This window comes from Flavobacterium sp., from assembly GCF_027533505.1.
GTDB lineage: Bacteria > Bacteroidota > Bacteroidia > Flavobacteriales > Flavobacteriaceae > Flavobacterium.
Window position 1 is genome coordinate 49,536 of record NZ_JAPZUB010000035.1, and the last position, 25,236, is coordinate 74,771.

27 protein-coding genes, 3 tRNA genes and 1 riboswitch are annotated in these 25,236 nt (G+C 41.7%); of the genes, 22 read left to right on the forward strand and 8 right to left on the reverse strand.

Annotated features, from left to right (window positions below; all coding sequences use genetic code 11):
• Window position 1 precedes the first annotated feature (1 nt).
• From O9316_RS08135 to O9316_RS08175, 9 genes are all read left to right on the forward strand, one after another.
• Complete coding sequence (locus O9316_RS08135) at window positions 2-1,168, forward strand: DUF1501 domain-containing protein (protein WP_298205236.1); 1,167 nt, start codon at window positions 2-4, stop codon at window positions 1,166-1,168.
• A 64-nt stretch (window positions 1,169-1,232) separates the two neighbouring features.
• Window positions 1,233-2,129, forward strand: a complete 897-nt coding sequence (locus tag O9316_RS08140; RefSeq protein ID WP_298205237.1) for a DMT family transporter — start codon at window positions 1,233-1,235, stop codon at window positions 2,127-2,129.
• 61 nt (window positions 2,130-2,190) lie between these two features.
• Entirely contained in the window at window positions 2,191-2,397 is a 207-nt protein-coding gene (locus O9316_RS08145) for a hypothetical protein (protein WP_298205239.1), read from the forward strand.
• A gap of 216 nt (window positions 2,398-2,613) precedes the next feature.
• Window positions 2,614-3,216 carry an alpha-ketoglutarate-dependent dioxygenase AlkB gene (locus O9316_RS08150; protein ID WP_298205240.1) on the forward strand — a complete coding sequence of 201 codons (603 nt, stop codon included), beginning with the start codon at window positions 2,614-2,616 and terminating at the stop codon, window positions 3,214-3,216.
• Between the two features lie 5 nt (window positions 3,217-3,221).
• Window positions 3,222-4,055: a sterol desaturase family protein gene (locus O9316_RS08155; RefSeq protein ID WP_298205241.1), complete on the forward strand. Its 834-nt coding sequence runs from the start codon at window positions 3,222-3,224 to the stop codon at window positions 4,053-4,055.
• A 95-nt stretch (window positions 4,056-4,150) separates the two neighbouring features.
• The gene (locus O9316_RS08160; protein WP_073365235.1) at window positions 4,151-4,432 is read left to right on the forward strand and encodes a TIGR03643 family protein; all 282 of its coding nucleotides are present in this window, start codon (window positions 4,151-4,153) and stop codon (window positions 4,430-4,432) included.
• 43 nt (window positions 4,433-4,475) lie between these two features.
• Entirely contained in the window at window positions 4,476-5,411 is a 936-nt protein-coding gene (locus tag O9316_RS08165; protein WP_298205242.1) for an alpha/beta hydrolase, read from the forward strand.
• Between the two features lie 42 nt (window positions 5,412-5,453).
• Entirely contained in the window at window positions 5,454-7,304 is a 1,851-nt protein-coding gene (locus tag O9316_RS08170; protein WP_298205243.1) for a peptidase M61, read from the forward strand.
• 81 nt (window positions 7,305-7,385) lie between these two features.
• Window positions 7,386-8,105: a DUF4369 domain-containing protein gene (locus tag O9316_RS08175; protein ID WP_298205244.1), complete on the forward strand. Its 720-nt coding sequence runs from the start codon at window positions 7,386-7,388 to the stop codon at window positions 8,103-8,105.
• 30 nt (window positions 8,106-8,135) lie between these two features.
• Here the strand turns inward: O9316_RS08175 and O9316_RS08180 are convergent, their stop codons facing one another.
• A complete protein-coding gene (locus O9316_RS08180; RefSeq protein WP_298205245.1) occupies window positions 8,136-9,149 on the reverse strand; it encodes an FKBP-type peptidylprolyl isomerase in 1,014 nt (337 codons plus the stop codon).
• Between the two features lie 81 nt (window positions 9,150-9,230).
• Between O9316_RS08180 and O9316_RS08185 the strand changes: the two genes are divergently transcribed.
• Genes O9316_RS08185 through O9316_RS08195 form a run of 3 tightly spaced genes read left to right on the forward strand, consistent with a single transcriptional unit; the run spans window position 9,231 to window position 10,694 of the window.
• On the forward strand, window positions 9,231-9,623 hold the full coding sequence (locus O9316_RS08185; protein ID WP_298347105.1) for an RNA-binding S4 domain-containing protein: 393 nt from the start codon (window positions 9,231-9,233) through the stop codon (window positions 9,621-9,623).
• On the forward strand, window positions 9,604-10,188 hold the full coding sequence (locus tag O9316_RS08190) for a methyltransferase (protein WP_298347106.1): 585 nt from the start codon (window positions 9,604-9,606) through the stop codon (window positions 10,186-10,188). The genes O9316_RS08185 and O9316_RS08190 overlap by 20 nt, the downstream gene beginning before the upstream one ends.
• Window positions 10,189-10,199: 11 nt before the next feature.
• On the forward strand, window positions 10,200-10,694 hold the full coding sequence (locus tag O9316_RS08195; RefSeq protein ID WP_298205248.1) for a phosphoribosyltransferase family protein: 495 nt from the start codon (window positions 10,200-10,202) through the stop codon (window positions 10,692-10,694).
• On the opposite strand, the gene O9316_RS08200 is transcribed toward O9316_RS08195, so the two are convergent.
• Window positions 10,674-11,204 (reverse strand): shikimate kinase, encoded by a 531-nt coding sequence (locus O9316_RS08200; RefSeq protein WP_298205249.1) that lies wholly within the window; start codon window positions 11,202-11,204, stop codon window positions 10,674-10,676. The genes O9316_RS08195 and O9316_RS08200 overlap by 21 nt on opposite strands.
• 126 nt (window positions 11,205-11,330) lie before the next feature.
• On the opposite strand from O9316_RS08200, the gene O9316_RS08205 reads away from it, so the two are divergent.
• From O9316_RS08205 to O9316_RS08235, 7 genes are all read left to right on the forward strand, one after another.
• A tRNA-Lys gene (locus O9316_RS08205) sits at window positions 11,331-11,403 on the forward strand.
• Window positions 11,404-11,438: 35 nt separating this feature from the next.
• Window positions 11,439-11,511 (forward strand) — tRNA-Lys (locus tag O9316_RS08210).
• A gap of 38 nt (window positions 11,512-11,549) precedes the next feature.
• Window positions 11,550-11,631: transfer RNA gene (locus O9316_RS08215), tRNA-Leu, on the forward strand.
• A 384-nt stretch (window positions 11,632-12,015) separates the two neighbouring features.
• The gene (locus O9316_RS08220; RefSeq protein WP_298205250.1) at window positions 12,016-12,912 is read left to right on the forward strand and encodes a MerR family transcriptional regulator; all 897 of its coding nucleotides are present in this window, start codon (window positions 12,016-12,018) and stop codon (window positions 12,910-12,912) included.
• Window positions 12,913-12,966: 54 nt separating this feature from the next.
• Entirely contained in the window at window positions 12,967-14,427 is a 1,461-nt protein-coding gene (gene crtI, locus O9316_RS08225; RefSeq protein ID WP_298205251.1) for an NAD(P)/FAD-dependent oxidoreductase, read from the forward strand.
• 15 nt (window positions 14,428-14,442) lie between these two features.
• A complete protein-coding gene (locus O9316_RS08230; protein ID WP_298205252.1) occupies window positions 14,443-15,282 on the forward strand; it encodes a phytoene/squalene synthase family protein in 840 nt (279 codons plus the stop codon).
• A gap of 2 nt (window positions 15,283-15,284) precedes the next feature.
• On the forward strand, window positions 15,285-15,728 hold the full coding sequence (locus O9316_RS08235; RefSeq protein ID WP_073365165.1) for a sterol desaturase family protein: 444 nt from the start codon (window positions 15,285-15,287) through the stop codon (window positions 15,726-15,728).
• 51 nt (window positions 15,729-15,779) lie between these two features.
• On the opposite strand, the gene O9316_RS08240 is transcribed toward O9316_RS08235, so the two are convergent.
• The 5 genes from O9316_RS08240 to O9316_RS08260 all read right to left on the reverse strand — a co-directional run bounded on the left by O9316_RS08240 (window position 15,780) and on the right by O9316_RS08260 (window position 19,944).
• The gene (locus tag O9316_RS08240) at window positions 15,780-16,319 is read right to left on the reverse strand and encodes a DUF4252 domain-containing protein (protein ID WP_298205253.1); all 540 of its coding nucleotides are present in this window, start codon (window positions 16,317-16,319) and stop codon (window positions 15,780-15,782) included.
• 20 nt (window positions 16,320-16,339) lie between these two features.
• Complete coding sequence (locus tag O9316_RS08245; RefSeq protein ID WP_366941531.1) at window positions 16,340-16,888, reverse strand: DUF4252 domain-containing protein; 549 nt, start codon at window positions 16,886-16,888, stop codon at window positions 16,340-16,342.
• A gap of 22 nt (window positions 16,889-16,910) precedes the next feature.
• On the reverse strand, window positions 16,911-17,369 hold the full coding sequence (locus O9316_RS08250) for a hypothetical protein (RefSeq protein WP_298205254.1): 459 nt from the start codon (window positions 17,367-17,369) through the stop codon (window positions 16,911-16,913).
• Window positions 17,356-17,865, reverse strand: a complete 510-nt coding sequence (locus O9316_RS08255; RefSeq protein WP_298205255.1) for a sigma-70 family RNA polymerase sigma factor — start codon at window positions 17,863-17,865, stop codon at window positions 17,356-17,358. Before O9316_RS08255 ends, O9316_RS08250 begins: the two co-directional genes overlap by 14 nt.
• Window positions 17,866-17,994: 129 nt before the next feature.
• The gene (locus O9316_RS08260) at window positions 17,995-19,944 is read right to left on the reverse strand and encodes a TonB-dependent receptor plug domain-containing protein (RefSeq protein ID WP_298205257.1); all 1,950 of its coding nucleotides are present in this window, start codon (window positions 19,942-19,944) and stop codon (window positions 17,995-17,997) included.
• 80 nt (window positions 19,945-20,024) lie between these two features.
• A riboswitch (cobalamin riboswitch) is annotated at window positions 20,025-20,268 on the reverse strand.
• 335 nt (window positions 20,269-20,603) lie between these two features.
• On the opposite strand from O9316_RS08260, the gene O9316_RS08265 reads away from it, so the two are divergent.
• From O9316_RS08265 to O9316_RS08275, 3 genes are read left to right on the forward strand one after another with little or no spacing between them, the layout of a single operon-like run.
• Window positions 20,604-21,494: a DUF6607 family protein gene (locus O9316_RS08265; protein WP_298205258.1), complete on the forward strand. Its 891-nt coding sequence runs from the start codon at window positions 20,604-20,606 to the stop codon at window positions 21,492-21,494.
• A complete protein-coding gene (locus O9316_RS08270; RefSeq protein ID WP_298205259.1) occupies window positions 21,494-23,569 on the forward strand; it encodes a TonB-dependent siderophore receptor in 2,076 nt (691 codons plus the stop codon). The genes O9316_RS08265 and O9316_RS08270 overlap by 1 nt, the downstream gene beginning before the upstream one ends.
• Window positions 23,570-23,597: 28 nt before the next feature.
• Complete coding sequence (locus O9316_RS08275) at window positions 23,598-24,224, forward strand: HmuY family protein (RefSeq protein WP_298205260.1); 627 nt, start codon at window positions 23,598-23,600, stop codon at window positions 24,222-24,224.
• Between the two features lie 273 nt (window positions 24,225-24,497).
• Here O9316_RS08275 and O9316_RS08280 read toward each other — a convergent pair whose 3' ends face one another.
• Window positions 24,498-25,070: a hypothetical protein gene (locus tag O9316_RS08280; RefSeq protein ID WP_298205261.1), complete on the reverse strand. Its 573-nt coding sequence runs from the start codon at window positions 25,068-25,070 to the stop codon at window positions 24,498-24,500.
• Between the last annotated feature and the right edge of the window lie 166 nt (window positions 25,071-25,236).

Genomic DNA, 25,236 nt, shown 5'->3' on the forward strand with positions numbered 1-25,236 from the left:
TATGAATAGAAGAAACTTTTTAAGTCTTACAGGAACCTTTACAGGAGGATTATTGGTTCTTCCCGATTTTCTCCATGCATTAGGAACGCAACCCTCTCAAAATCAGAAAGATTCGTGTGTCGTGTTTCTCCAACTCAATGGAGGAAACGATGGGTTAAACACCTATATCCCTTTTGATCATCTTGGCTATTATGACTTACGGCCTCATATTGCTATTGCCAAAAATGATATTGTCGGGAAAAATAACGGAATGGGATGGCATCCGGCTCTGAAAAACTGGAATACTATACAGCAAAATGGCGACTTAACCGTCATTCAGAACGTTGGCTATCCTTCACCCAACCGATCCCATTTTCGCAGTCAAGAAATTTGGCAAACCGCTTCAGGCGCTCAAGAATACCTCACGGAAGGGTGGTTGGGTCGGTATTTGGATTTACAATGTACTACAACGCAACCTACCGGAGGAGTCAACATTGATAGTATTGATAATTTGGCCCTTCGCGGCAAAGAGCCCAACAGCATTACCGTGAAAGACCCTGCGCGTTTTCGAAGTCATGCTGCAGGCGAAGCGAGCCAACTCTCCACCAACCCGCAACTCGACTTTGTTCGAAAAATTGCTTCCTCAGTGGTTGAAGGTGCCGATGATATCCGTCGAGCCATAGCAGCTTCCCAAACAGAGGTTAGTTATCCTACCACGGCATTAGGGAAAAATCTGGAATGGATTGCACGTTTGATCAAAGGAAATTTACACACGCATGTGTACTATACTTCCCAAAATGGGTATGACACGCACGACAATCAAAAAACCATTCACCACAATAAACTCAAAGAATTGGATGAAGCGGTATATGCTTTTTACACCGAAATCAAGCGAGCAGGATTGCTTCAGCAAGTCACCTTGGTCGTGTTTTCGGAATTTGGTCGGCGGGTACGGGACAACGGTAATGGAACCGATCATGGAACTGCAGCACCTGTTTTTGTGATTGGCGGAAACACCACGGGGAGAATTGTGGGCACCAATCCCAACCTCGACGACTTAGACCAGGGAGATTTAAAATTTGAAACGGACTTTCGATCGGTGTATGCTACGTTATTACAGCAAAAATTACAGCACCCGCCCACATCGATTGGCATCACCCAAGCCCCGCTTTCGGGAATCTTTAGGTAAGCAAAAATGTTTTTGTAGGGATATCCTATAATCGAGTATCTTTGTCGGCTTTTTAATTAAAAAAATGACAGGAAAATCAATACTTAAAGGTGTTTTTTTAGTAGGTTTAGGAGCCTCCAGTTATGGGATGCTGGCCACTTTTGTAAAATTAGCGTACCGCGAACATTACACCACGGCCGAAGTTACCCTTTCGCAATTTGGGTATGGTATCTTTGGGATACTACTCCTCAATGCTTTTCAAAAATACAAGTCCCGTAAACCTGTCGATAAAGCCACTCCAAAAAACATTTTTCAACTCATGCTGGCGGGAACTTCATTGGGTATGACCAGCGTTTTTTATTATCTATGTGTCAAATACATCAATGTTTCTATTGCCATTGTACTGTTAATGCAAACCGTATGGATGGGTGTGCTTTTGGAATGGATTATTGAAAAACGAAGACCATCTTTACAAAAAAACCTTTCGGTGGGAATGGTATTGTTAGGAACGCTGGGGGCGACCAATATCATGAATAGTGAATTTACCTTGGATTGGCGCGGGATATTATTCGGAATGTTGGCTGCTGCCTCTTTTACGACTACTATGTTTACCGCCAATCGAGTAGCATTGGGCATTTCATCGGCGCAACGCAGTTTGTACATGCTTCTCGGGGGCGCAATAATCGTGATTGGATTTGCCTTAGTCACCCAGAATACTCCTTTTCAGTGGGGTATCTTTCTTAAATGGGGTGTTGTTTTAGCCCTTTTTGGAACCATCATTCCGCCACTATTAATGAACGCTGGATTTCCTATCACCGGAATTGGTTTAGGAAGTATTGTTTCGGCATTGGAATTACCTGTATCCGTATTGATGGCCTTTTATATTCTTGATGAAAGTGTGGTAGGACTGCAATGGTTGGGGATACTGCTCATCCTTTTAGCCATCATTTTTATGAATATTTCATTTAAAAAGAAGACATAACAAACCACTACCGTAATTTTCTGGGCAAAATAGTTGTTAAAACTGTTAAAATTTTATTATTTTGACAAATCTAAAACAACCCAACATGACCCAACCTTGGCATTTATATGGTATGGCCCTATTGTATATTGTGGCTGGAATTAACCATTTTAGAAAACCAAATCTGTATTACAAAATCATTCCCCCTTTTTTTACCAATAAAAAATTCATCAATGAGATGACGGGATTTTTAGAAATTGTGTTGGGTATCGCCTTGTGTATCCCGTGATTTACAAGTCTCGCAGCAGTTTTCATCATTCTTCTATTGATTTTGATTTTTCCAGCCAACATCTACATGGTGACCTATTCGGATGGGCGATTAGGACTGCCGCTTTGGTTGCTATATATTCGCTTACCATTGCAATTTTTATTAATGTATTGGGCTTTTAGTTATATCGATTTTGAGCAACTCTTTTTGTAAATTTGAGAGCACCAAAGAGTAGCTATGTCCTTATTTGATTTACATGAACCGATTCATTTTTCAGTCCCCGATGCAGATATTTGTTTGTATCCGAACTTCATAGCCAGCGATAAAGCGCAAGAATATTATGACGTGTTGCTTTCCCAAACCCCTTGGCGCAATGATCCCATTACCGTTTATGGAAAAACTTATCCACAACCGCGATTAACGGCATTGTTCGGACATGAGGGAAAACCCTATGCGTACGCTAATGTGGTCATGCAACCCCATCCGTGGACGCCTTTGCTTACGTTTTTAAAAGAAGAAGTGGAGCAAATTGCCCACACCCATTTTACCACCGTATTACTCAATTTGTATCGCCACGGACAAGACAGCAACGGGTGGCATGCCGATAATGAAAAAGAATTGGGTCGCAATCCCGTGATTGCCTCACTCAGTTTTGGGGCCGAGCGCGCTTTTCATTTGCAACATAATACCTTGCGAGAAGAAAAATTAAAAATTCCACTCACTTCGGGTAGTTTACTCCTGATGCAAGGAACCACGCAACATTATTGGAAACACCAAATTCCGAAAACTGCACGACCCGTGGGTCCGAGGATTAACCTCACTTTTCGCACCTTAAAATAATGATTATGGATAATTTCATCGCGTATTTTGATACTATTCCTTCGTCACACCGCGCCGCATTGTTGGCCGGTGGAATTGCTCTTTTTTGGCTTTTTGAGAGTGCCGCACCATTTATCCGCTTTACCTATTCCAAATGGCAACATGCGGGTATCAACTTATTCTTTACGGGAACCACCATTTTGGTCAATTTTGCATTGGCCTTTTTATTGCTTCGCACGGCGGATTATAGCGTTCACCATGAAATCGGATTGCTCAACCTTTTGCCCGAAATGCCTTCTTGGCTGTTTCTCATTGTGGGCTTGTTGGGGCTTGATTTTTTTGGAGCCTATTTAGCCCATTTTGTCGAGCACCGTTGGTATCCCCTTTGGCGTTTTCACCTGATACACCATACCGACACATATTTGGATACCACTTCAGGTAATCGACACCACCCAGGGGAAAGTGTGATTCGTTTTGCCTTTACCTGTTTAGGAGTATTGATTATGGGTTGTCCGATGTGGTTGGTTTTTTTGTACCAATCCTTATCCGTAGTCATGACCCAATTTAACCATGCTAACATTGGCCTTCCCAAAAAATTAGACCGTTGGATGAGTTACATTTTGGTTTCTCCCGACATGCATAAAGTACATCACCATTACCAGCTTCCCTACACCGATAGCAATTATGGAAATATTTTTTCCATTTGGGACCGAATTTTGGGCACCTATCGTCACCTCGATCGAGAGCAAATTGTATATGGTATTGATACCCATCAAGACCCAAAGGAGCATAATAGACTTTCAAATTTACTGCAAATCCCTTTTCAACCGCTCAGAAAACCGACCCATAAACCGGAATAGATTTCAATATCGAAAAAAAAGGGGACCGCATTGTTTTACCTAAAAATTAACGCTTGTTCATCGTTTCATGTTGAACGGTATTCCGAATTTTGACTATGCAAAACAAAGAACTCACCGAAGCGCAAATTGACCGCATTATCGAAATGGCCTGGGAGGACCGTACTCCTTTTGAAGCCATTACCTATCAGTTTGGATTGTCTGAACAGGAGACAATTACGCTCATGCGTCGTGAAATGAAACCCTCTAGCTTTCGTATGTGGCGTGCGCGTGTGCAAGGTCGAGCTACCAAACATGCCCAACGTCGTGTGAAAGGAATTGACCGTTTTAAATGCACTTTACAGCGGCAAATTACTGGAAATAAAATCTCCAAACGCTAAACCAAATGGATATTTTTTTACCTTCGTTAGGTAAATTAATAGTATGAAAACACGGTATATCCTCGCATTATGCTTGTTCACTTTTTTGACACAAGCCCAAAGTAACTTCAGTGCGCAAGAAATTGAAATCAATACCTTACTCAAAGGAACATTAATCACACCCGCCTCTCCCGACACCTCAAATACCTTAGTCATTTTAATCGCTGGCTCGGGACCGACGAACCGCAATGGAAATCAGCCCGGAATGTCGACCAATTGTTATAAATTTTTAGGGCAAAGTCTCGCTGAAAAAGGCATTTCTTTTTTTAGTTACGATAAACGGATCATTGCCCAAGTTATTCAAAAAACAATGGATGAAAAAACACTGCGTTTTGACGACATGGTCACCGATGCGAAAACTATACTACAGCATTTTTCAAATCTGAAAAAGTACGCTAAAATTGTTCTCATCGGACACAGTGAAGGGTCTTTGGTAGGAATGTTGGCTGCACCTTACGGGGCCGATGCCTTTGTTTCGCTCGCAGGAGCAGGCCGCCCCGCTGATGAGATTTTGATTGAACAACTGACCCGAAACAAGCCGGAACAAAAAGAGGCATTGCGTCAATGTCTCGATGCGTTGAAAGCAACCCAGAAATGGACATGTGACGTAGTTATTCCTGGCATGGAAAGTGTTTTTCGCCCTACTGTGCTCCCCTACTTATGCTCGTGGTTTGTTCACAATCCAGCCAAAATCATCCGTGAACTTCAACTGCCCGTTTTGATCATCAACGGAGATAAAGATTTACAAGTTCCCGTAGAAGATGCAGCCTTGTTGAAAGCCGCCAAACCAGATGCGGTCTATGCTATTATTCCCAACATGAATCATGTGCTTAAAAACACCCCCGAGGAACAAGCCAATCGGCTATCGTATGCAGACGGAAAGTTACCTATCGAACCGAAATTGACGGAAGTTATCATGGATTTTATAAAAAAATTGTAACGAAACAACGATTTAGCCTACCAATGGCATAAATATTTTTCGATGAAACAATTTTTATTTTCCTTTTTGGCCGCGCTGATGCTAGCAGGCTGTGGCGCTTCAACCCCTACGGTAGCCAAGAAAAACAATGTGGTCGTACATTTGGATTTGGTCAACATTACCGATGACAAAGTCGCTGTCAGTGTGACGCCGCCAACCTTAACCGAAGCCGAAATTGTATACCATTTGCCCAAAATCATCCCAGGAACTTATGCGGTGGATGATTATGGTAAATTAATAGAGCAATTAAAAGCCTTTGACGCACAAGGAAAAGAACTACCTGTTCAAGCGTTAAGTACCAATTCGTGGCAAATCAAGGAGGCGCAAAAATTGGCTAAAATAACCTATCTCGTCAACGACACCTTTGATAGCGAACGCGGCGGTGGTTTTGGCGGTGGTATTTTTTCGCCCGCGGGAACCAATATCAATGCTGGGAAAAATTTCATGATCAACCAACATGGTTTTGTGGGTTATTTTGAGGGAAAAAAAGATATCAACTACGAGTTAAAAATTACCCACCCCGACAGCATGTTTGGAGCAACTTCGTTACTTGATACCGATGCCTCAGCCACATCTGATGTATTTATCGCCGAACGATATAACGAATTGGTAGATAATCCTATTATGTATGGAAAACCAGACTACACCTCTTTTCAAGTAGATGGTATGGACATTTTATTTAGTGTGTATTCTCCCAATGCCAAACACAGTGCTGCCGTTTTATCACCTGCCATCGAAAAGATGATTCGCGCCCAAAAGAAATTTTTGGGGCCGGTCAACAACAATAAAAAATATACGATCCTTCTTTACTTATCGGAAACCGACAAACCCGATGCGCGGGGATTTGGTGCTTTAGAGCACAACACTTCAACTACCGTAGTATTTCCCGAAATGATGCCCGCAGAAGCCCTTGGAAAGCAATTGATTGATGTGGTTTCGCATGAGTTCTTCCATATCGTTACGCCACTTGGTGTACATTCCCATGAAATTCATTATTTTGATTTCAATAATCCCAAAATGTCGCAACATTTGTGGATGTATGAAGGAGTTACCGAATATTTTGCCAACCTGTTTCAAGTCAATCAAGGACTTATCTCGGAAGAAGATTTTTACAAACGAATGGCCAATAAAATAAGTGAAGCCAAACGAATGAATGACACGATGCCCTTTACCGAAATGAGTCAGAATGTACTCACAGAACCCTACAAATCCCAATACTTAAATGTTTATAGTAAGGGAGCGCTGATTGGGATGTGTATCGACATTATTATTCGTGAAAAGAGCAATGGAACGCGAGGTATTTTGGACTTAATGCAAAAACTCACCGAAAAATACGGGCCCTCTCGTCCGTTTTTGGATGCTGAATTATTTGACGAAGTTACCGCGATGACCTATCCTGAAGTAGGTACTTTTCTCCGCACCCATGTATCGGGAAGTACGCCAATTGATTATGCAAGCTATTTTGCCAAAATGGGCGTTGGTAAAGGTAAAATTCAAAAGCCTGAAAATGTATTGTTTTTAAAACGTACGCCTTGTATTACTGCCAATAGCAACAAAGAAATCGTTGTGCGTAATGATACGGAGTTATCGCCGTTTATGCAAGGTATAGGACTGAAAGCCGACGACATCATCACAGGAATAGATGGTAAATCGTATACGATGGATGCCATCGGTCCTTTGATGGATGCCGTTCAAAAATGGAAAGAAAATGATTCCGTTACCATAACCGTAACTCGTGGCGGTAAACCATTGACACTAAATGGAAAAGCAGTGTTTTCATATGTCGAAAATGAAGGATATATTACCATTGACCCTTCAAAAAACCAACTAAAAACATCCTGGCTAAAAGGATAAACTTGAATAGACCCTTTGCGAAAGTCCTCAATTTGATTATCGAATTGAGGATTTTTTTTCATCTTTGCGAAAAATAAAATCATGCGAAAAATCAGTATTTATTTACTTGCATCTGCCCTTTTCATCAGTTGTGCCGAAGAGAAAAAACCAGTCGATGGATTGGAATTATCGGGAACCATCAAAGGTTTTAAAAAAGGAACCTTGTATATTCAGCGCATCAAAGACGATTCCCTCCTCGTTCCTATTGATTCCATTATGTTTGCAGGAACTTCTGAATTCAAAACTCATATTGACCTGAAACACCCCGAAATGCTCTATTTATTTATTGACCGTGGTGTTAGCAATTCGGTTGACAACAACCTTCCTTTTTTCGCAGAACCCGGTTCGATGACGGTGGAAACTTCTTTGGATTATTTTACCGCAGATGCCGTCATAAAAGGGTCGAAAAACCAGGAGTTGTATGACCAATACAAGATTATGATGTCGCGATTGATTGATAAGAATTTAGAATTAATTCAATTGGGGTTAATCGCCAAAAAAGACAATAACGTATCACGCTTGGATAGTATCCAAAAAGAACAGGATGAAAACTTGAAGAGACGCTATTTGATTACGACCAACTTTATTGTAAATAATAGTAATTATGAAATAGCACCGTATATCGCGTTGGCAGAAATTCCCGACGTTTCGCTTAAATATTTGGACACCATCGACAAATCAATGAGTCCCAAAATTAGTAAAACGAAATACGGTAAAAAACTAAGAACCTATGCCGCGGAGCGCCGAAAATTAGGACAATAAAAAAACGGTCGATGACCGTTTTTTTTGTATCTAAGGATTTACATTTGTCACTGTATTATCTAGGTGGCGTCGCAAACGATTGGGCGCCGTAAAATCTTCCTCCACTGGCGTAGCTACTCCATTAACTACAGGCCCTGTAAATTTACGAGGGATACCCCGACGTTCGTCTACATTGGGTGTCGTAGGGTCATCTACAGCAGCTCCATTAAACGGGTAATAATAAGTAATTCCATTAACCACGTAACTTCGCTCGAACTTGGTTAAATAGGAATCATTATCATCATCTATATCGACCATATTGGCCCTACCGTCATCATCAGAATCATAATCTTTGGGGTTATCACTCCAATTGGTCAAGGGGAAATTACGTTCATCACGGGAGAGTATTCCATCGCGGTCATGATCTCGATACCGCAGTTCTATGAACTTAAAAGAAAAAACAATAGGAGAATAGGCAGGTATATTAGACGTGTTATTGTTGAAGTACCCTAAACCAGAGGGTAAAAACATTACTCCGGCACCATAACCGTCAAATTGGATTGGCTGACCCGGTACTGCCGAGTATGTCCCCGATTTGAAGTTGGGAAACACATGACCCCATCCAGGAATAACTGATTCTAAAGCAAACCAAACAGGTGAAACAGCCTGATCAAAGGCAGCTAAATCCAATTTAATTCCTTTATATGCCACATGAACAGAATCAACTTGAGTAGGTCTTTTCTGGGTCCCTTCTCTAAATTTGATGAAATACAACTTATAATTGATATCATCTTGAGCAATCAAAGTATCGCGCAAAGGATATTGCGTTTGATTTCGGATGGAAGTTTGCGTACCATTTTCGGGAATCTTGTAAAACTCTACATCAAAAGTAGTCGGATTCACTTCCATATAATGCGTATCCAAAAAATCATCGATTGCTGCAATGTCTGTAGCATACTGTTCGGCTCTATCGCGAACCGGAATTGTAGGCGAGCTTTCTTTAGTACATGAAGAGCTTACAATGACTAAGGCAAATGCCCACAACGTAAAAATTTTATAACGCATAGAAATTACTGTATTTATGGCGTGCAAGATACAATATTGATTTATTTTTGTAAACTATTTAACGTAGTTTTTACCCTGTTTATGAGAGTTGACAAATACTTGTGGTGTGTGCGCTACTATAAATCTCGAAACTTAGCCACAGAAGCTTGCAAAAAAAATCAAGTCCAAGTCAATGGGCAAGCGGCTAAAGCCTCCCGCGAAGTATATCCTGGCGATCGAATTCAGTTTCGAAAAGACCAAATTCAGTACCAAATCAGCGTTTTGGATCTACCTCCAAATCGGGTAGGTGCCAAACTAACCGATATTTATCGCAAAGACGAAACACCGGCAGAAGCGTTTGCCCATTTGGAAATGCTCAAACTATCCAAAGAGCACTACCGAAAAACTGGGGTTGGTCGCCCTACCAAAAAAGACCGACGGGACTTGGATGGACTTACAAATGATTCTTGGGGTGATGAAAATACTGACGCATAAATACTGGGAAGAACGCTATGAAAAAGGCGATACGGGTTGGGATATGGGTATTCCCTCTCCTCCCCTGAAAGCCTATTTGGATCAAGTGGAGGACAAAAACAAAGCGCTGCTCATTCCCGGAGCCGGTCATGGGTATGAATTAGAATACGCGCTCTCACTAGGATTTACCAACATCACCGTATTGGATTATGCGGAAGCTCCGTTGCAAGCTATTCGAAATCGCCTTCCTGAAAATGAACGCTTTCGCTTGGTACAATCCGATTTTTTCGACCATCATGACACTTATGATTTAATTTTGGAACAAACGTTCTTCTGTGCACTTTCACCCACCTTGCGCAATGATTATGTGAGGCACATGCACAGGGTATTGAAATCGGGCGGCAAATTGGTTGGACTCTTATTTCAATTCCCGCTTACCGAATCGGGGCCCCCTTTTGGAGGGTCAATTGCTGAATATTGGGAACGATTTGAACCTTTATTTTCAATTCAAACGTTAGAAACCTGCTACAATTCGATTCCACCCCGCCAAGGAAACGAACTCTTTTTTATCTTTAACAAAAAATAACAGAACCCTTCATGAACGAGCATCGTATTTTGGACCACCAGCAAATAGAGCACACATTAAAGCGTATTGCGTATCAAATTTATGAAACCTTTGTTACAGAGGAGCATATCGTTCTTGCGGGGATTGCCTCCAACGGTTATATCCTTGCCGAACGATTGGGCGCTATTCTTCAGTCCATTTCGCCATTGAAAGTAGAATTGTGTGCGGTGAACATGAATAAACAAGTCCCTTTAGACCCCATCACCACCTCTTTGGCACCAGAGCACTATGCCTACAAAGGAATTGTAGTGGTTGATGATGTTTTAAACTCGGGAAGCACACTGATGTATGGTGTAAAACACTTTTTAAATGTGCCGGTAAAAAAATGTAAAACCGTTGTACTTGTGGATCGTAATCACAAAAACTATCCAATCAAGGTAGACTTTAAAGGCATTTCGCTTTCGACTTCATTACAGGAACATGTGACAGTAGTTTTGGAAAAGGAATCATATGCCTTCTTGAGTTAACCAGCGGCGAATTTCCATTACAATTTCCTCGGGTGTTTTACCATCAATAGGAGTAGTCAAACGCGATTGTAAATAATAGTAACTGCGATCAAACAAATGCTTGGCAATGTACTCTTCGAGTTCGGCCTCAATTAGGTTTTGAATCAAAGGTCGTTGGGCTGTTTGCGATTGTAAGCGCCGGGCTAAAGTAGTCACACTTCCCTTAAGGTACACCGAATAAACATGCTCACGTTGCAACCACTCGTGATGATTATAATAACAAGGCGTTCCTCCTCCTGTACTCATGACAAAAGAAGTAGGAGACTGCATCCATTGCTCAAACGACTGATGCTCTAACTTGCGAAAAGCCAATTCCCCCTTATCTGCAAACAGGGTAGGTATTGAAATTCCTGCCACTGCTTCTATTTCGCCGTCAAGTTCCACAAAAGTACAACCCAATTGTTGGGCCAACAACGCGCCAATTGTGGACTTACCCGACCCCATGTACCCTGTTAAAACGACTTTAAACATAGACTAAATCCTTAACAATTAAGACCTTAAGTTACGAACTGAAAAAAAGGTAAATTTATAATAAAATTGGTTTGAAAAATTAATTAAATCGCCTTATATTTGCACCCGCATTCAAGAAATGTGATCGACTCGATAGCTCAGTTGGTAGAGCACAACACTTTTAATGTTGGGGTCCTGGGTTCGAGCCCCAGTCGGGTCACTACGACCCAAAGTCGAAAACTCTTGAAATGCATTGACTCGATAGCTCAGTTGGTAGAGCACAACACTTTTAATGTTGGGGTCCTGGGTTCGAGCCCCAGTCGGGTCACAAAAAGACGTTGCGTGCAACGTCTTTATTATTTTTTAGGCCACGTGGAGAAATTGGTAGACTCGCCATCTTGAGGGGGTGGTGCTGCAAGGCGTATGGGTTCGAATCCCATCGTGGTCACGAATAAATAAAATTCCCTAAAACGAATGAAAATTTATTTTCAAATTCGTTTTAGGGAATTTTATTTTCAAAGCGGAGCTTTGTGGGAACTGCGAAGCAGAATCCCATTCGTGGTATTCTTATCCATTTAAATCTTCTACCTAACCCAAGTTACTTTCAAAGCAGCGCTTTATGGGAACTGCAGAGCAACATTCCATCCCAAAAAATGCCTCAATTTTTATCCGTTTGACGAACATTTTTTTGGCAAATACTTCACAACTCAAGAAATACAATACCAAAAAAAGAACAAAAACCAGCTTATTACGAGTATTTCGAATAAAATTGTCTTAAAATATTTTTTTGTTTAATAATTTTAGTACTTTTGTTAAACAAAATAAAGTGATTATGAACAGTGTCAAAAATACATTCAGTATCAAAGACTTGGAAAACCTTTCCGGGATCAAGGCCCATACCATTCGCATTTGGGAAAAGCGATACAATGTTTTTGAGCCTACGCGAACCGACACTAATATTCGTCTTTACGATATTAAAGCCCTTCAAAAATTATTAAACATCACACTTCTTCACGACTACGGTTATAAAATTTCGAAAATATCCAAACTGAGTGACGAAGAAATCAAAGACAAAGTGCGGGGTATCGTTTCTGAAAAAAGTGCCAAACATCATGCCATTAGTTCGTTTAAAATGGCCATGATGAATTTTGACCAAAAACTCTTTTTTGAAACCTATGACGAACTTTTGTCGGAAAAAAATTTCAATGAGGTTTTCTTCGAAGTTTTCATTCCTCTCATGGAAGAATTGGGTGAATTGTGGCAGTCCGATACCATTACACCTGCCCATGAACACTTTATTAGTTACTTAATAAAACTTAAATTACTGATAAATACAGAGGAAGTTATAAAAAAACCTGCGCTTTTTGATGACAAAACCTTCGTTTTATTCTTACCTTTAAACGAAATTCACGAATTGGGTCTTATGTACCTGAACTACGAACTCAATTACCGCGGCTATTCTACCGTGTATTTGGGGGAAAGTGTTCCTGTTGAAAATTTAGCCGATCTCAAAAAATACTTTAACAATATTGTATGTATTGGCTACATCACCGTGGAACCCGACAAAGAGCATGTGAATGATTACGTTCAAACCTTACAAAATACCGTTTTGGAAGACGCCAACGAAGTATGGCTGATTGGACGAATGACCGAAAACATAAGCCCTCGCGTAGTCAATCCCAAAACCAAAATTTTCAAATCGATAACCGAATTGCTCGGCGAATTGTAAAATTTTCTTAAGAAGTTAATGTTGTTTAACTTTTTTATATATTTGTTAAACAATATGAGAAAAGAAATTGCTATCCTCGGATCCGGGTTTTCATCCCTCGCTGCCGCTTGCTATTTAGCACAACAAGGGCACGCTGTAACCATTTACGAAAAAAACAGTACCGTCGGCGGTCGAGCAAGACAGCTCAAACGCGATGGTTTTACTTTTGACATTGGCCCCACATGGTATTGGATGCCCGATGTTTTTGAACGCTTCTTTGCCGATTTTGGTAAAAAGCCTTCCGATTATTACACGTTAATAAAGCTAAATCCTGCGTATCAAGTCTATTTTGGCATCAGAGATTTTATTACTATTAGTGATAATCTAGAAGATATCGCCGCCACATTTGAAGCAGAGGAAAAAGGAAGCGGTGAAACGTTGAAAAAGTTTATGAAGGAGGCCCAAAGCAATTATGACATTGCGATTAAAGATTTGGTTTACCGTCCCGGGGAATCCCCGTTTGAGCTCGTCACCATGGAGACAGCTACCCGAGTGGGGCAGTTTTTCAGCAACATTTCACGCGACATACGAAAACGCTTCAAAAACCCCAAACTCATCTCAATCTTAGAGTTTCCAGTATTATTCTTAGGCGCAAAACCCTCTGATACACCCTCGTTTTATAGCTTTATGAACTTTGCCGATTTTGGATTGGGGACATGGCATCCTAAAAACGGGATGTATTCAGTTATTCAGGGGATGGAAAAGTTAGCGCGCGAGTTGGGCGTTACAATTATCACCAATGCGCCCGTTGAAAAAATTGAGGTCGTAGAAAAAAAAGCGACAGGTATCCGAATAAATGGTATCTTTACCAAAGCCGATATCGTTGTTTCAGGTGCCGACTATCATCATACAGAACAATTGTTGGAGCCCGCCTATCGTGGGTACTCTGAATCGTATTGGGAAAACCGAACCTTTGCCCCTTCATCGTTATTATTCTATGTAGGGTTGAATAAAAAATTACGCAACGTTGAACACCATAGCTTGTTTTTTGACGTTGATTTTAATGCGCATGCGGCATCGATTTATGATCATCCAGAATGGCCAAAAGAACCCCTGTTTTATGCAAGTTTCCCTTCAAAAACAGACTCTAATGTGGCGCCAGAGGGACATGAAGCAGCGATTTTCCTCATTCCACTAGCCCCCGGATTGGAAGATACAGAAGCGTTGCGAAATAGTTATTTTGAAAAAATTATCACCCGTTTGGAACAGTTAACCGAACAGCCGGTGAGAGCACATATCCTGTTTAAAGAATCCTTCTGTGTGAATGACTTTATCAAAGAATACAATTCATACAAAGGCAATGCGTACGGCATGGCAAACACGCTATTGCAGACGGCATTTTTACGACCCAAATTACGCAGCCGTAAAGTGAAACAGCTCTATTTCACAGGCCAGCTTACCGTACCGGGCCCCGGAGTACCGCCCTCGTTAATATCAGGGAAACTGGTGGCAGAATTGATTGCAAAATACAACTAAATATACCAACAAGTTATGAAATCGCTGTTTGATCAGGTATCCCATGAATGCAGTCGTACGACAACCAAAGCGTATAGTACGTCCTTTTCGACTGCTGTAAAAATGTTGGCTCCTACCATCCGCCAAGACATTTACAACATTTACGGTTTCGTCCGTTTCGCTGATGAAATTGTTGACACCTTTCACGATTACGACAAGGCTACTTTGTTTGCCCGCTTTGAATCCGACCTTGAACACGCACTCGAAGACCGTATTAGTTTAAATCCAATTTTGAACTCTTTTCAGCGTACGGTGCATCAATATAACATTCCACGTCATTTGATCGCCGCCTTTATGAAAAGTATGAAAATGGATTTGCACAAAAGCAAGTACCATACGTACTCCGAATACCAAGAGTATATTTACGGGTCAGCCGATGTGGTAGGTTTAATGTGCTTGATGGTTTTTGTGAATGGCGATGAGCATAAATACAACGAACTCAAAGATGCAGCGATGCGTTTAGGGTCAGCGTTTCAAAAGGTAAATTTCTTACGCGATTTAAAGGCCGATTTTGAAGATTTAAGTCGGACCTATTTTCCAAACACCGATTTAACCCAATTGGATGAAGCTTCAAAAGCCGAAATTATTCGCGATATTGAAGCCGATTTTGAAGCCGCTTACGCAGGCATTGTCAAATTACCAATGGAAGCGAAATTTGGTGTCTACACGGCCTACATTTATTATAAAAAACTGTTGACCAAACTAAAACGAACACCCTCAATGGAAATTCGTTCCACCCGTATTCGCGTACCCGATTACCAAAAAATAGGCCTACTGGCCAAATGTTATGTCAATTATCGTTTAAATATTTTATAAGTATGGGATTGCATATTCTTGTTTTCTTTCTCACGTTTTTCATGATGGAATTTATGGCCTGGTTTACCCATAAATATGTGATGCATGGCTTTTTGTGGTCTTTACATGCCGATCACCACAAAAAAGACCACGATTCATGGTTTGAACGTAATGATGCTTTCTTCATCTTTTATGCTGTGGTAAGCATGGGCTTTTTCTTGCTTTGGCAAAACAACATCTTATCCATTGGATTGGCTATCGGCTTGGGTATTTTTGCCTACGGATTGGCCTACTTTTTGGTCCACGACATATTCATTCACCAACGCTTTAAATTATTCCGAAATGCCAACAATCGCTATGCAAAAGCGGTACGTCGGGCGCACAAAATGCACCACAAACACATCGGAAAAGAAGATGGCGAATGTTTTGGAATGCTCATTGTTCCTCTTAAATATTTCAAAAAATAAAAAAATCCCGGTTCATTACGAATCGGGATTTTTTTCACTAACTCCAAACCCTTACGGTTTAAATAGCTGCTGCAACGGTTGCAACTGCTGCAAGTTTAATTCTGAATGCTGCAACACCGACAAAAACGTCATGGCATCGGCGGGATTCATATCGTCACCTAAAATTCGAATAACGGTCAAACCTCCACCCGATTTACTCCCAAAAAGGACAATTTCATCGACTTTATCCTCTTCTCCAACAATGCTGATGGATCCTCCTTCTTTACCCGACCCGAAATGCATTAATTCGGCATATTGTGTGGTATCTTTTAGTAAAGTTCGTACGGTTTGAAATTCACGCTCCAATTGCTTTGGTTGCTTTGGATCGGCTTTGTAAAACAAAACATTCAACTTTTTGAACGTCTTCAACACACGTTTTTGCTCGGGTGTCAACGAAGCTTTATCGGTATTGATAATACTCGATGGCACATCAAAAACACTAAAACCCGGTTGTTGTTGTTTGTCTACAAAATAGTGCTGCATGGTGGGTTCTGATTGGCAACCAAAAAGTATCACACTCAATACAAAAGCGACGGTGATAACGGTTTTCATACGCTTCTAACTTTCTACGATTACTTTTTTCCTGCTTTTTCTAGGGCTTCACCTCCCGGTAAATTCATCTTTTCGGTCAACGTAGACAGTTCATCCAAATCAAAAGTCCCGGTTAACGACATTAATACCGTTTCTTCTTTCCCCGACCCTTCAATGAACATCAAGAGTTCTTTGACTTGGGATTCATTTGCCCCCGAGCGTACATAGATTCGAACTGACTTGCCTTTTTCGGTAACCCGCATGAGTTCTTCCAAGCCGGCGCTTTTGATGTGTTTTAGGGCTTCCGCTTTCATTTCGGTAGCGCGTTTGTTATTGGCCGTCATAAAGACTTTTAAGTTGTCTAATTTTTTGATTAAGGCCAAAAATTGCTGTCCTTCTTTGTCTTTGACTTCCATTTTGGCCATCAAGGCAAACATTTTTTTGTTGACAATGACAGCGCGGATATCCTCTTGATTGTCAAACTTTTCAAAAGCGGCCTGAGCGGTTCCAGATTGTACAGCAAAGACAACCAAAAGGAGGAGCAAGAATTGCTTCATGCGTAGCACGGAATTAATTACACTTGTTTTCATACGATTCGTTTTTTGATGATGATTATTGTTTAAAAATTTGATTCTTTGAATTTTCGTATTCTTTCAAATACCCCATACTTTCAATTCCGGTATTCAAGTGTCCCGATACCATGGCCAAAGCCTCTTGTGTAGCAGCATAAGCTTCTTCGGGAGTATCATAGGTTCCCAACTCGGTTTGTGCTAGGACTTGTGGGGCAGCTGACGGAGATTGCCAAGTCCAAAAACCAATGCCCAATAAAACCACAACACTCGCCGCAACCAACCATCCGATGAAGACCTTGCGGCCCGATTTGAGTTGAATGGGCGTCGTCATTTGTTCTTGTTTGGCTTTGGCAAAATACCCAAAAAGAGAGCGATAGGACTCCAAATGGGGCGGCACATTTGTCCCTTGAAAGAATGTTTTCAATGTTTGCTCTTCCTCCAAAGTGGTCAACCCTTCAAAATAGCGCTCCAAAAGCGCTTCTATTTTATTCCATTCCATAATGATGTACTTGTGTCATTCGTTCACGTAATGTTTTTCTAGCGCGGGATAACGCCACCCGTACGGCAGTTTCATTCATCTCCAAAATAGCAGCGATTTCTGCAAAATCATAATCCTCTATTTCCCGCATTTGAAGAATCATGCGTTGTTGTTTAGGCAATTCTTGCATGACTTTTTCAACCCACTGCAAGCTATCGCTATCCTCTACTTGCTGCTGTAATCCCGCTTGCCGATCTTGGTAATTGGAATGCACCAACTGCAAATTCCCAGCACGCTTTGACTTCAATTGATCCAAACAATAGTTTTTGGTCATCGTCATCGCCATCGCCTCGACACTCTTCAATTCCTCAAGGGTATTTTGCTTGGTCCACAACTTTACCATGACTTCTTGTGTCGCATCTTCAGCCTCTTCGGTACTCACCAACAACCGCTTTGCCAGACGAAATACTTTGTCTTTAAACGGTGTAATTAAGGCTACAAATTCGTGCTGTTGCATCGGAATACCGGGTTTATAAAAGGAAGACGAACCACCTTCCGTGTTGTTACAAAGTAACGTTACATTTTTTTCAAAAAAAAAGCTCCTCCGTGAAAATCAAGGAGGAGCGGTAGGTTTTGATTTAAAAAATTACAGATTCAAATTCAACCCAATGCTAAAATTACGCCCTCGAGTAGTATACCCAATGGTTTCGGTAAAGTTGGCATTCTGTATATTGGTCACGGCGGCAAAAAGGGTGAGTTGGTTTTTGAACACCTCATATTTTACCAAACCATAAAACAAACGGTAGGCACTCAAATCCACAGCGGTGGTGGCAAAAGTCGCCCCATCAAAAAACAAATCCCGACGGGTATCGACATAGTGATAGTTGACATTGATAAACCAACGCGAGGATGGGGTAATATCCAACCCGATATTGGCTTTATGCTTCGGAATCAAACGATTCAATGCTTCATCGACTTGGGTAAAAGTGTAATTGGCAGTAACTTGAACTTTTTTATGGACTTGCCACACCATATCGGCTTCAACCCCACGCGCTTTATTCAAGCCTGTGATATTGATATAATTCGAATTAAATGTCACAGGGTCGGTAAAAAAGCCAAAACTATCAACTTGCTCTCGGTAAAAACCAACGGCACTTACCCGTAATTTCTTTTGTAAAAATTGGGCTTCCGCTCCCAACTCCACCGTACGATTCGTTTCGGGTTTTAATTGCGTATTTCCAAAGGGTGAATACAATTGAAACAAACTAGGCGTAACAAAAGCCGTACTCACAGAAGAAAATAGTTTTACAGGTAATGACTTCAATTGATAGGACGGATTAATATTGTAAACCCAATTGTTCCCATATTCACTGTGATGGTTCCAACGGGCACCCGCGTTTACATTTCCACCCCATGCCGTCGTCCAAACCAAGGTTATGTAAGGATCAACAAGGGCAAACTTTGTTGCTTCTCTTCGTTGGGCACCAAAAGGGGTTTGGGTTTGCATGTCGTGAAATTGGTACTGGGTCCCCGCAACGAGATAGAGCTTATCAGTGAGAGCGTATTTGGAAAACAAATCGACATTCACCGAGCGTCCCGCGTATTCGGAAGCATCGGTTGTTCCCGACCAGGCATTGAATTCATCGTAACGACGCACAACTTTGGAATACGCGGCGATCAATTTTAACTCCCCCTTGCGGAACGAAAGTGTGGGCGTAAATCCCCAACGGGTTTGCTCAGAGGTAGTGGTATTGATGGGCGTGTCTCCCGTTCCTGTGTTATCAAAGGCTTGGTCGTAATCATTGGCAATGCGATCAACTTGAGCAAAAGCCTCCCAACGAAAACGCGAAGAAACTTTATATCCGAATTTTCCGTGGTAGTTCAATCGTGAAAAACGGTCTTCCTCATACGTTTGTCCCGCAGGAGGTGCCAATTGCGAAAGGTTGCCCGACTCTGTACTGTTCACCCCTGCTTGATACGTAAAACCACCCGAGGTACCATTGACCGAAAATCCTTGGTTGAATTCCTGACCGTTAATCGTACTTTGAGCCGCTGAATTATTGGAACCGATATTCAAATACGCTTGTCCTTGCAGTGCTTTTTTACCTGCTCCTTTGGTGGTAATGTTGATTACAGCTGTTGCCGCTCCCGTGCCATAGAGTGTACTGGCGGCACCTTTCATGATTTCGATACTTTCAATTTGATCGACGGCCAATAAGCGTAGATCAAACTCAAAACTGATGCCCGAAGGGTCGGTGACAGGAACGCCATCGATAACAATTAAAACTTGCTGATTGCGTCCGCCGCGCACATAGTACCCTAAGTTTTTACCGTTGGCACTTTGATTGCCATTAATTTCTACCCCCGCCACGGTTGAAAGCACTTGCGCCAAGGTTTGTCCCTTGCGTTGCTCCAGTGATTCCCGCGAAATTTTGACAATGACTTTTCCTGATTTTTCTTTGCGTTGGGCAAACTTGGTGTCAGAAATCACCACTTCATCCAATTGATCCACACGCGTTGAATCGGATTGCTGCGCATACGACACAGCCGATACCCATGCTGTCAAAGCACAGATACCCCAAAGGTTTTTTTTCATTTTTTTAATTCCCTTAATGAATAAATACTGGGGAAAAAAGTATAGAATTACCCATACCCAAACTTTTATTCCCGAAAGTTTGATACTCCACGTATTTTGGCAGGTCTCCTGGCTTGCGTCTTGTTTTTTACCTTCTCACTCCCAAGAGAGCAATGGCTTTGTAGTAAAAACAAGCTTACTAGCATACAGTTGCGGGTACAGCTCAGGATTTGAACGAATATTTTAAAATGTACAATTCATAATTTAAAATAATCATTCGTACCTGATTCCCTTTTAATGTGTGTACACAACCGTGCACAAACAACCAAAATACGGGCGCAAAGGTACACGAATATTTGAAAAGTAAAAATCCTGATTGGCTTTTTAATCGCCCTTTATGGATAGATCAGGGAAAAATCTAATGTGGTCATTGGAATTAAAAATTGAAGTTTTTCTTCCCGTTTATCAATTTCCGTTTTTATGTTTCCCTCCTCTATTTCTTCATTTTTTAAATAAAAAAAACAAAAGCCAACCTGCACCAAGCTTGTATCCGACCCTAAACCCCTGAATCATAGAGGCATAAATAAATAAAAAATAAAAGCGTTAAATTATTTGGAATTATTCTAAATAGAGGCTTACATTTGCATTGTTTAGAATTAGTCTAATTTAATATAATATTTATGAAACACCAATTGTTAAGCCTCACCCTTTTATTTACAATGCTAGTGAGCGCTCAAAATCCAAAAGATGCCAAAGCCATTCAATCCATGTGTGGCTGCTATGAAATCAAGTTCAACTTCGCCGAAACCTTTGCCTATCCCAAGGATTCTGTTGCGTACAAACCTTCCCTTGTGAAACATGAAACGGCCTTGGAATGGGCTGAACTCATCGAAGACCAGCCCCATAAAAAATCAATTCAACATCTCTTGATTGTAGGGAGAGGAATGATTGTCAAACATTGGCGTCAAGACTGGACCTTTGAAAACCAACGTTTCTATACCTACAATGGGTTTAACGATTGGACATTTAAAACGGTACCTGCCCAAACAGTAGAGGGGCAATGGACACAAAGTGTATTTGAAGTTGATGACAAGCCACGTTATACCGGAAGTGCTTCATGGATACATGTCGACGGACGGGATTTTTGGCAAAATACGACCGACGCTCCCCTTCCACGCCGGGAATACACCCAACGCAGTGATTACAACATCACCCGCCGATTGAATACTGTAGAACTCACTCCCTTCGGTTGGGTACACAACCAAGACAACGACAAAATCATTAAGGAGGAATCAGGTACTAGTTACGTTTTAGCGCAAGAAAAAGGGTACAACACCTACACCAAAGTCGACGATTCCCGTTGTGAGGCCGCACAAAAATGGTGGAAAGAACACCAAGACTTTTGGAAAAAAGTTCGCGCCAAATGGGATGCCGAGTACGCCAAAAACAAAGATATAAAATTGCGCCCCGAAGTCGACGGCAAGCCCTTGCACGTGCATTTACAAGCACTTAAACCCGATGCAAAACAAGAAGAAATCAACACTGTTATTGACCGTTTTATCATTTCCTAATGAAAAAAAGAGGCTACATCTATGGAAGTATTTGTGGCGTTTTGCTGCACGGCTTCGGTAATGCGCAAACCCCAAACGATACTCTTACTCCTCAAAAACTGGAGGAAGTTGTGGTCACGGGAACCCGTACTTCTCGCAACGTAGCCACTTTACCGCTTCCGGTGCAAATCATCACCGCGGCACAAATTCAAAAATCGGGTGTTAGTCGCCTCAACGAAATTATTCAAGAACAAACCGGTTTACTGATGGTTCCCGATTTTGGTGGGGGCGAAGGCATACAGTTGCAGGGATTGGATGCCGCCTATGTTCAAATTCTCGTTGACGGTCAACCCCTTATGGGCCGTCGTGCGGGAACGCTTGATTTGAGTCGCATTACCGTTCACAATATCGAACGAATTGAGATTGTAAAAGGCGCTTCATCCAGCTTATACGGTTCGGAAGCACTGGCTGGAGTGGTCAATATCATCACCAAAAAGACCCCCTTAAACACACCCTTACAAGGAAATCTTATGTATCGAATCGCTTCCTTTGACACGCATGATTTTGCCACTACGCTCACGTATGGAAAGAAAAAGGTGGGTTTGGAGTGGTTTGCAAACTATTTCAAAACGCAAGGGTATACGCTCGTCCCCAACGGATTTCAACAAACTGTGGAACCGTATTACAATCTCACCTTGCAACCCAAAATTCGTTTGCAGCTGTCCGATCGATTTTATGGCCAATGGAGCACCCGCCTTTTCCATCAAGAACAAGTGTATAAAGCTGTAATCAATACCGAACCCTTGAGTGGAATAAGTCGGCAATTGGAATGGAACGTCTCGGGTTTGTTTCACCATGAACTAACGGCAAACAAGAAACTAATCTATGATCTATATGCCACCCGCTACCAAGCCGACGAGTTCTTAACCCAAAACAATCAACAACGCGTGGAGACCACAACCTTTGACCAATGGTTTTACCGCCCGGAAGTTCGATTTCACGCCCAATGGGGTAAAAACCGATTTACATCAGGTGTGGGTATGACCCATGAATCCCTTGACCGAACCTATTTCAAAGAACAGGTGGCGCTTCAATCGTATTATGTGTTGGGGCAATGGGAAGGCTATCTGGGTGATTCGTGGAATATTCTGGCGGGATTTCGCTACGACCGTCATTTTCAATACCCCTCCCAATGGAGTCCCAAACTCGCCCTTAACTACCGTTGGAACGAACATTTTTCCCTAAAAATCGCCGCTGGATTTGGATACAAAGCACCCGACTTACGGCAGTTGTATTTCAATTTTACCAACGCCACCGTAGGATACGCAGTTTTAGGGTATCAAGTGGTCGCCGCACAACTGGCTCAATTGCAAAATCAAGGACAACTGCTTTTTGTGTACCCGCTAGATCGCTCCGAACCCTTAAAGCCCGAACGATCGTTCAACCTAAATTGGGGTGGCTATTACCAAAAAGAACTGTTTACCTTGGAATACAATTTGTTTTACAACCGCATCCGCGACCTTATCGATACCCGGGCGGTCGCACAACAAACCAACGGTCAAAATGTGTTTTCCTACTTCAATGTCGATCAAATTTTTACGTATGGATTGGAAATCAATAGCCACTATACCTTTAAAAATGGCCACCACTTCGCCGCAGGATACCAATACCTCATGGCCAAAGATCAATCGGTGGTGGATCGCCTGCAACGGGGAGAAGTTTTTGCGCGCGACCCCGTTACGTTAAACACGTTTGCTCTTAGTGCACAGGACTATTTCGGATTGTATAACCGCTCCAAGCATACGGCCAATGTGAAATGGCGTTACCGGATTCCCCGCTGGAAAACCGAGATCCATACGCGTATCCTCTACCGCAGTAAATATGGCGTTTTTGACTCCAACGGCAATGCCATCTTGGACCGATACGACAATTTTGTACAAGGGTATATGCTCGCCAATCTCACGCTATCACAGGAAATCACTCCTAAAATCAACCTTCAACTTGGCGTAAACAATGCGTTGAATTACACTGATGCCACCAACATTCCGAACCTTCCCGGACGCCAATGGTTGGCCCGCATTCACTATCAATTTTAATACAATTATAAACTTTAAATTTTACGTTATGAATACAATTAATCTTTTGAAATCATGGGGACTTATTATCGTCCTCGGCTTTTTTACCGCTTGCTCGGATGACGACAACACTCCGGCAGCCACAGCCTTGGAAACGAAAACGTTTACCAACCTTCATGCGCCGCAAACAGGAGGGCAAGGGCAACCCGTGGGCGGTGCGTTTACCAAATTTAGTTTTGCCCAAAACGCTGTCGTGACCGACGACTCTTGGGACATTGCGTTTCGGGGTACTACCCTACTGGTCAATGGAGGTAGCGCTATTGGCATCACCGACGAACCTACCCGATCGGGGAATGGGGCGGTAAGTATAGTGAACAATACCTTAGCCGGAGTGACAGCAGTACCTGCAACGTCCTCCTTTGTACAGGATGCTGTGGGAAGTTATGCTATTCCTACCGGCAGCGGACAAGGGTGGTATACCTACAACAGCGCCACCAATTTGGTTACTCCCATCGCGGGTAAAATTTTGGTCGTGCGCACCCATGACGGAAAGTATGCCAAAATGGAAATTTTGAGTTATTATAAAGATGCGCCTGCCACTCCCGATGCAACCTCCCTTGGTCGTTATTACACCTTCCGCTTTGTCTACCAACCCAACGGAACAAGTTTTGAATAAACCATATTCAAGGCTCTATTTTGTTTGCAGCTTTCCCCGGAACACCTCTGAGTGCCCTCCGGGGTTTGTTTTGGGTAGACGTCAAGCAAAGGGTATCGTAGCGACTTTAGAATTAAAATAGGATTCAAATTTTATATTAGTTGATTGCATGACTTTACTTCTGTCACGATGCCAAGGAAAGAATTATTTTCCACTAAGGTAAAAGTTTGTTGAATGCAAAAGTTCATTTTACAAAAAACGAGCTATGGTGCGAAACCCCTGTTACAAGCAGTCCTATCTGAAAGTAGCTTCTCGTGTGAGTCCACTTTTTTCCAACTCCAAATCTTCAGCGAACCAATTGATCAATACAGCTTCGATTTCGGTTTTGTTGAACGTAGTCGGATCTCGTCTTGATTTCAAATAGTTTTCTCTTGTCATTTTTTCAACAACTTCACGAACTGTTTTCACATCAAACTCTTTTCCAAATCTACTCGATAACCAAAGACAACAAATAGAAATGATAATACCCGCTGTTCCAATTCGACCACTGAAAAACACCATTACAAGTGAAACCAATAGTGTAATTGTTAAAGTTGCAGTTATCCAGTTTGGTGCTCGCAAAATGTTCAATTCAAAGCCTAAATTGTTTTCCAATTTCTTAACAACCAAACGACGATTCTTTCTTGGAAAAATTTGGTTTAGTGGTAAACTTGGAGTTATTGATTTTCTGTCGATTAAAAGTATCGTGGAAAATGCTTCGCGAAGCTTATTAAAAGCTTGTTGTTTTGTACAACTTTCTTGGTTTTCAAGTTTTATTTTATTAGAAATATAGTCGCAAAATTCCCCAAATGTTTTTACGTGAGCCAATTCACTGTCAGCAAAACTAATTCCAAAGGCTATGGTCTAATTAATATACGGTAAATTTATTATGTTTTTAAATTCATACCATGCGGAGAATGATGTAGCTATTAACAACACGGTTTTCTTTAGCGGACTTTGACTTTCATTTATGATTGATTTTAGCGCATACCAA

Bases quoted from the DNA above. Each gene is read 5' to 3' on its own strand.
- O9316_RS08135 (WP_298205236.1), top strand. From the start codon at position 2: ATGAATAGAAGAAACTTTTTAAGTCTTACAGGAACCTTTACAGGAGGA.
- O9316_RS08140 (WP_298205237.1), top strand. From the start codon at position 1,233: ATGACAGGAAAATCAATACTTAAAGGTGTTTTTTTAGTAGGTTTAGGA.
- O9316_RS08150 (WP_298205240.1), top strand. From the start codon at position 2,614: ATGTCCTTATTTGATTTACATGAACCGATTCATTTTTCAGTCCCCGAT.
- O9316_RS08155 (WP_298205241.1), top strand. From the start codon at position 3,222: ATGGATAATTTCATCGCGTATTTTGATACTATTCCTTCGTCACACCGC.
- O9316_RS08160 (WP_073365235.1), top strand. From the start codon at position 4,151: ATGCAAAACAAAGAACTCACCGAAGCGCAAATTGACCGCATTATCGAA.
- O9316_RS08165 (WP_298205242.1), top strand. From the start codon at position 4,476: ATGAAAACACGGTATATCCTCGCATTATGCTTGTTCACTTTTTTGACA.
- O9316_RS08170 (WP_298205243.1), top strand. From the start codon at position 5,454: ATGAAACAATTTTTATTTTCCTTTTTGGCCGCGCTGATGCTAGCAGGC.
- O9316_RS08175 (WP_298205244.1), top strand. From the start codon at position 7,386: ATGCGAAAAATCAGTATTTATTTACTTGCATCTGCCCTTTTCATCAGT.
- O9316_RS08180 (WP_298205245.1), bottom strand. From the start codon at position 9,149: ATGCGTTATAAAATTTTTACGTTGTGGGCATTTGCCTTAGTCATTGTA.
- O9316_RS08185 (WP_298347105.1), top strand. From the start codon at position 9,231: ATGAGAGTTGACAAATACTTGTGGTGTGTGCGCTACTATAAATCTCGA.
- O9316_RS08190 (WP_298347106.1), top strand. From the start codon at position 9,604: ATGAAAATACTGACGCATAAATACTGGGAAGAACGCTATGAAAAAGGC.
- O9316_RS08195 (WP_298205248.1), top strand. From the start codon at position 10,200: ATGAACGAGCATCGTATTTTGGACCACCAGCAAATAGAGCACACATTA.
- O9316_RS08200 (WP_298205249.1), bottom strand. From the start codon at position 11,204: ATGTTTAAAGTCGTTTTAACAGGGTACATGGGGTCGGGTAAGTCCACA.
- O9316_RS08220 (WP_298205250.1), top strand. From the start codon at position 12,016: ATGAACAGTGTCAAAAATACATTCAGTATCAAAGACTTGGAAAACCTT.
- crtI (WP_298205251.1), top strand. From the start codon at position 12,967: ATGAGAAAAGAAATTGCTATCCTCGGATCCGGGTTTTCATCCCTCGCT.
- O9316_RS08230 (WP_298205252.1), top strand. From the start codon at position 14,443: ATGAAATCGCTGTTTGATCAGGTATCCCATGAATGCAGTCGTACGACA.
- O9316_RS08235 (WP_073365165.1), top strand. From the start codon at position 15,285: ATGGGATTGCATATTCTTGTTTTCTTTCTCACGTTTTTCATGATGGAA.
- O9316_RS08240 (WP_298205253.1), bottom strand. From the start codon at position 16,319: ATGAAAACCGTTATCACCGTCGCTTTTGTATTGAGTGTGATACTTTTT.
- O9316_RS08245 (WP_366941531.1), bottom strand. From the start codon at position 16,888: ATGAAAACAAGTGTAATTAATTCCGTGCTACGCATGAAGCAATTCTTG.
- O9316_RS08250 (WP_298205254.1), bottom strand. From the start codon at position 17,369: ATGGAATGGAATAAAATAGAAGCGCTTTTGGAGCGCTATTTTGAAGGG.
- O9316_RS08255 (WP_298205255.1), bottom strand. From the start codon at position 17,865: ATGCAACAGCACGAATTTGTAGCCTTAATTACACCGTTTAAAGACAAA.
- O9316_RS08260 (WP_298205257.1), bottom strand. From the start codon at position 19,944: ATGAAAAAAAACCTTTGGGGTATCTGTGCTTTGACAGCATGGGTATCG.
- O9316_RS08265 (WP_298205258.1), top strand. From the start codon at position 20,604: ATGAAACACCAATTGTTAAGCCTCACCCTTTTATTTACAATGCTAGTG.
- O9316_RS08270 (WP_298205259.1), top strand. From the start codon at position 21,494: ATGAAAAAAAGAGGCTACATCTATGGAAGTATTTGTGGCGTTTTGCTG.
- O9316_RS08275 (WP_298205260.1), top strand. From the start codon at position 23,598: ATGAATACAATTAATCTTTTGAAATCATGGGGACTTATTATCGTCCTC.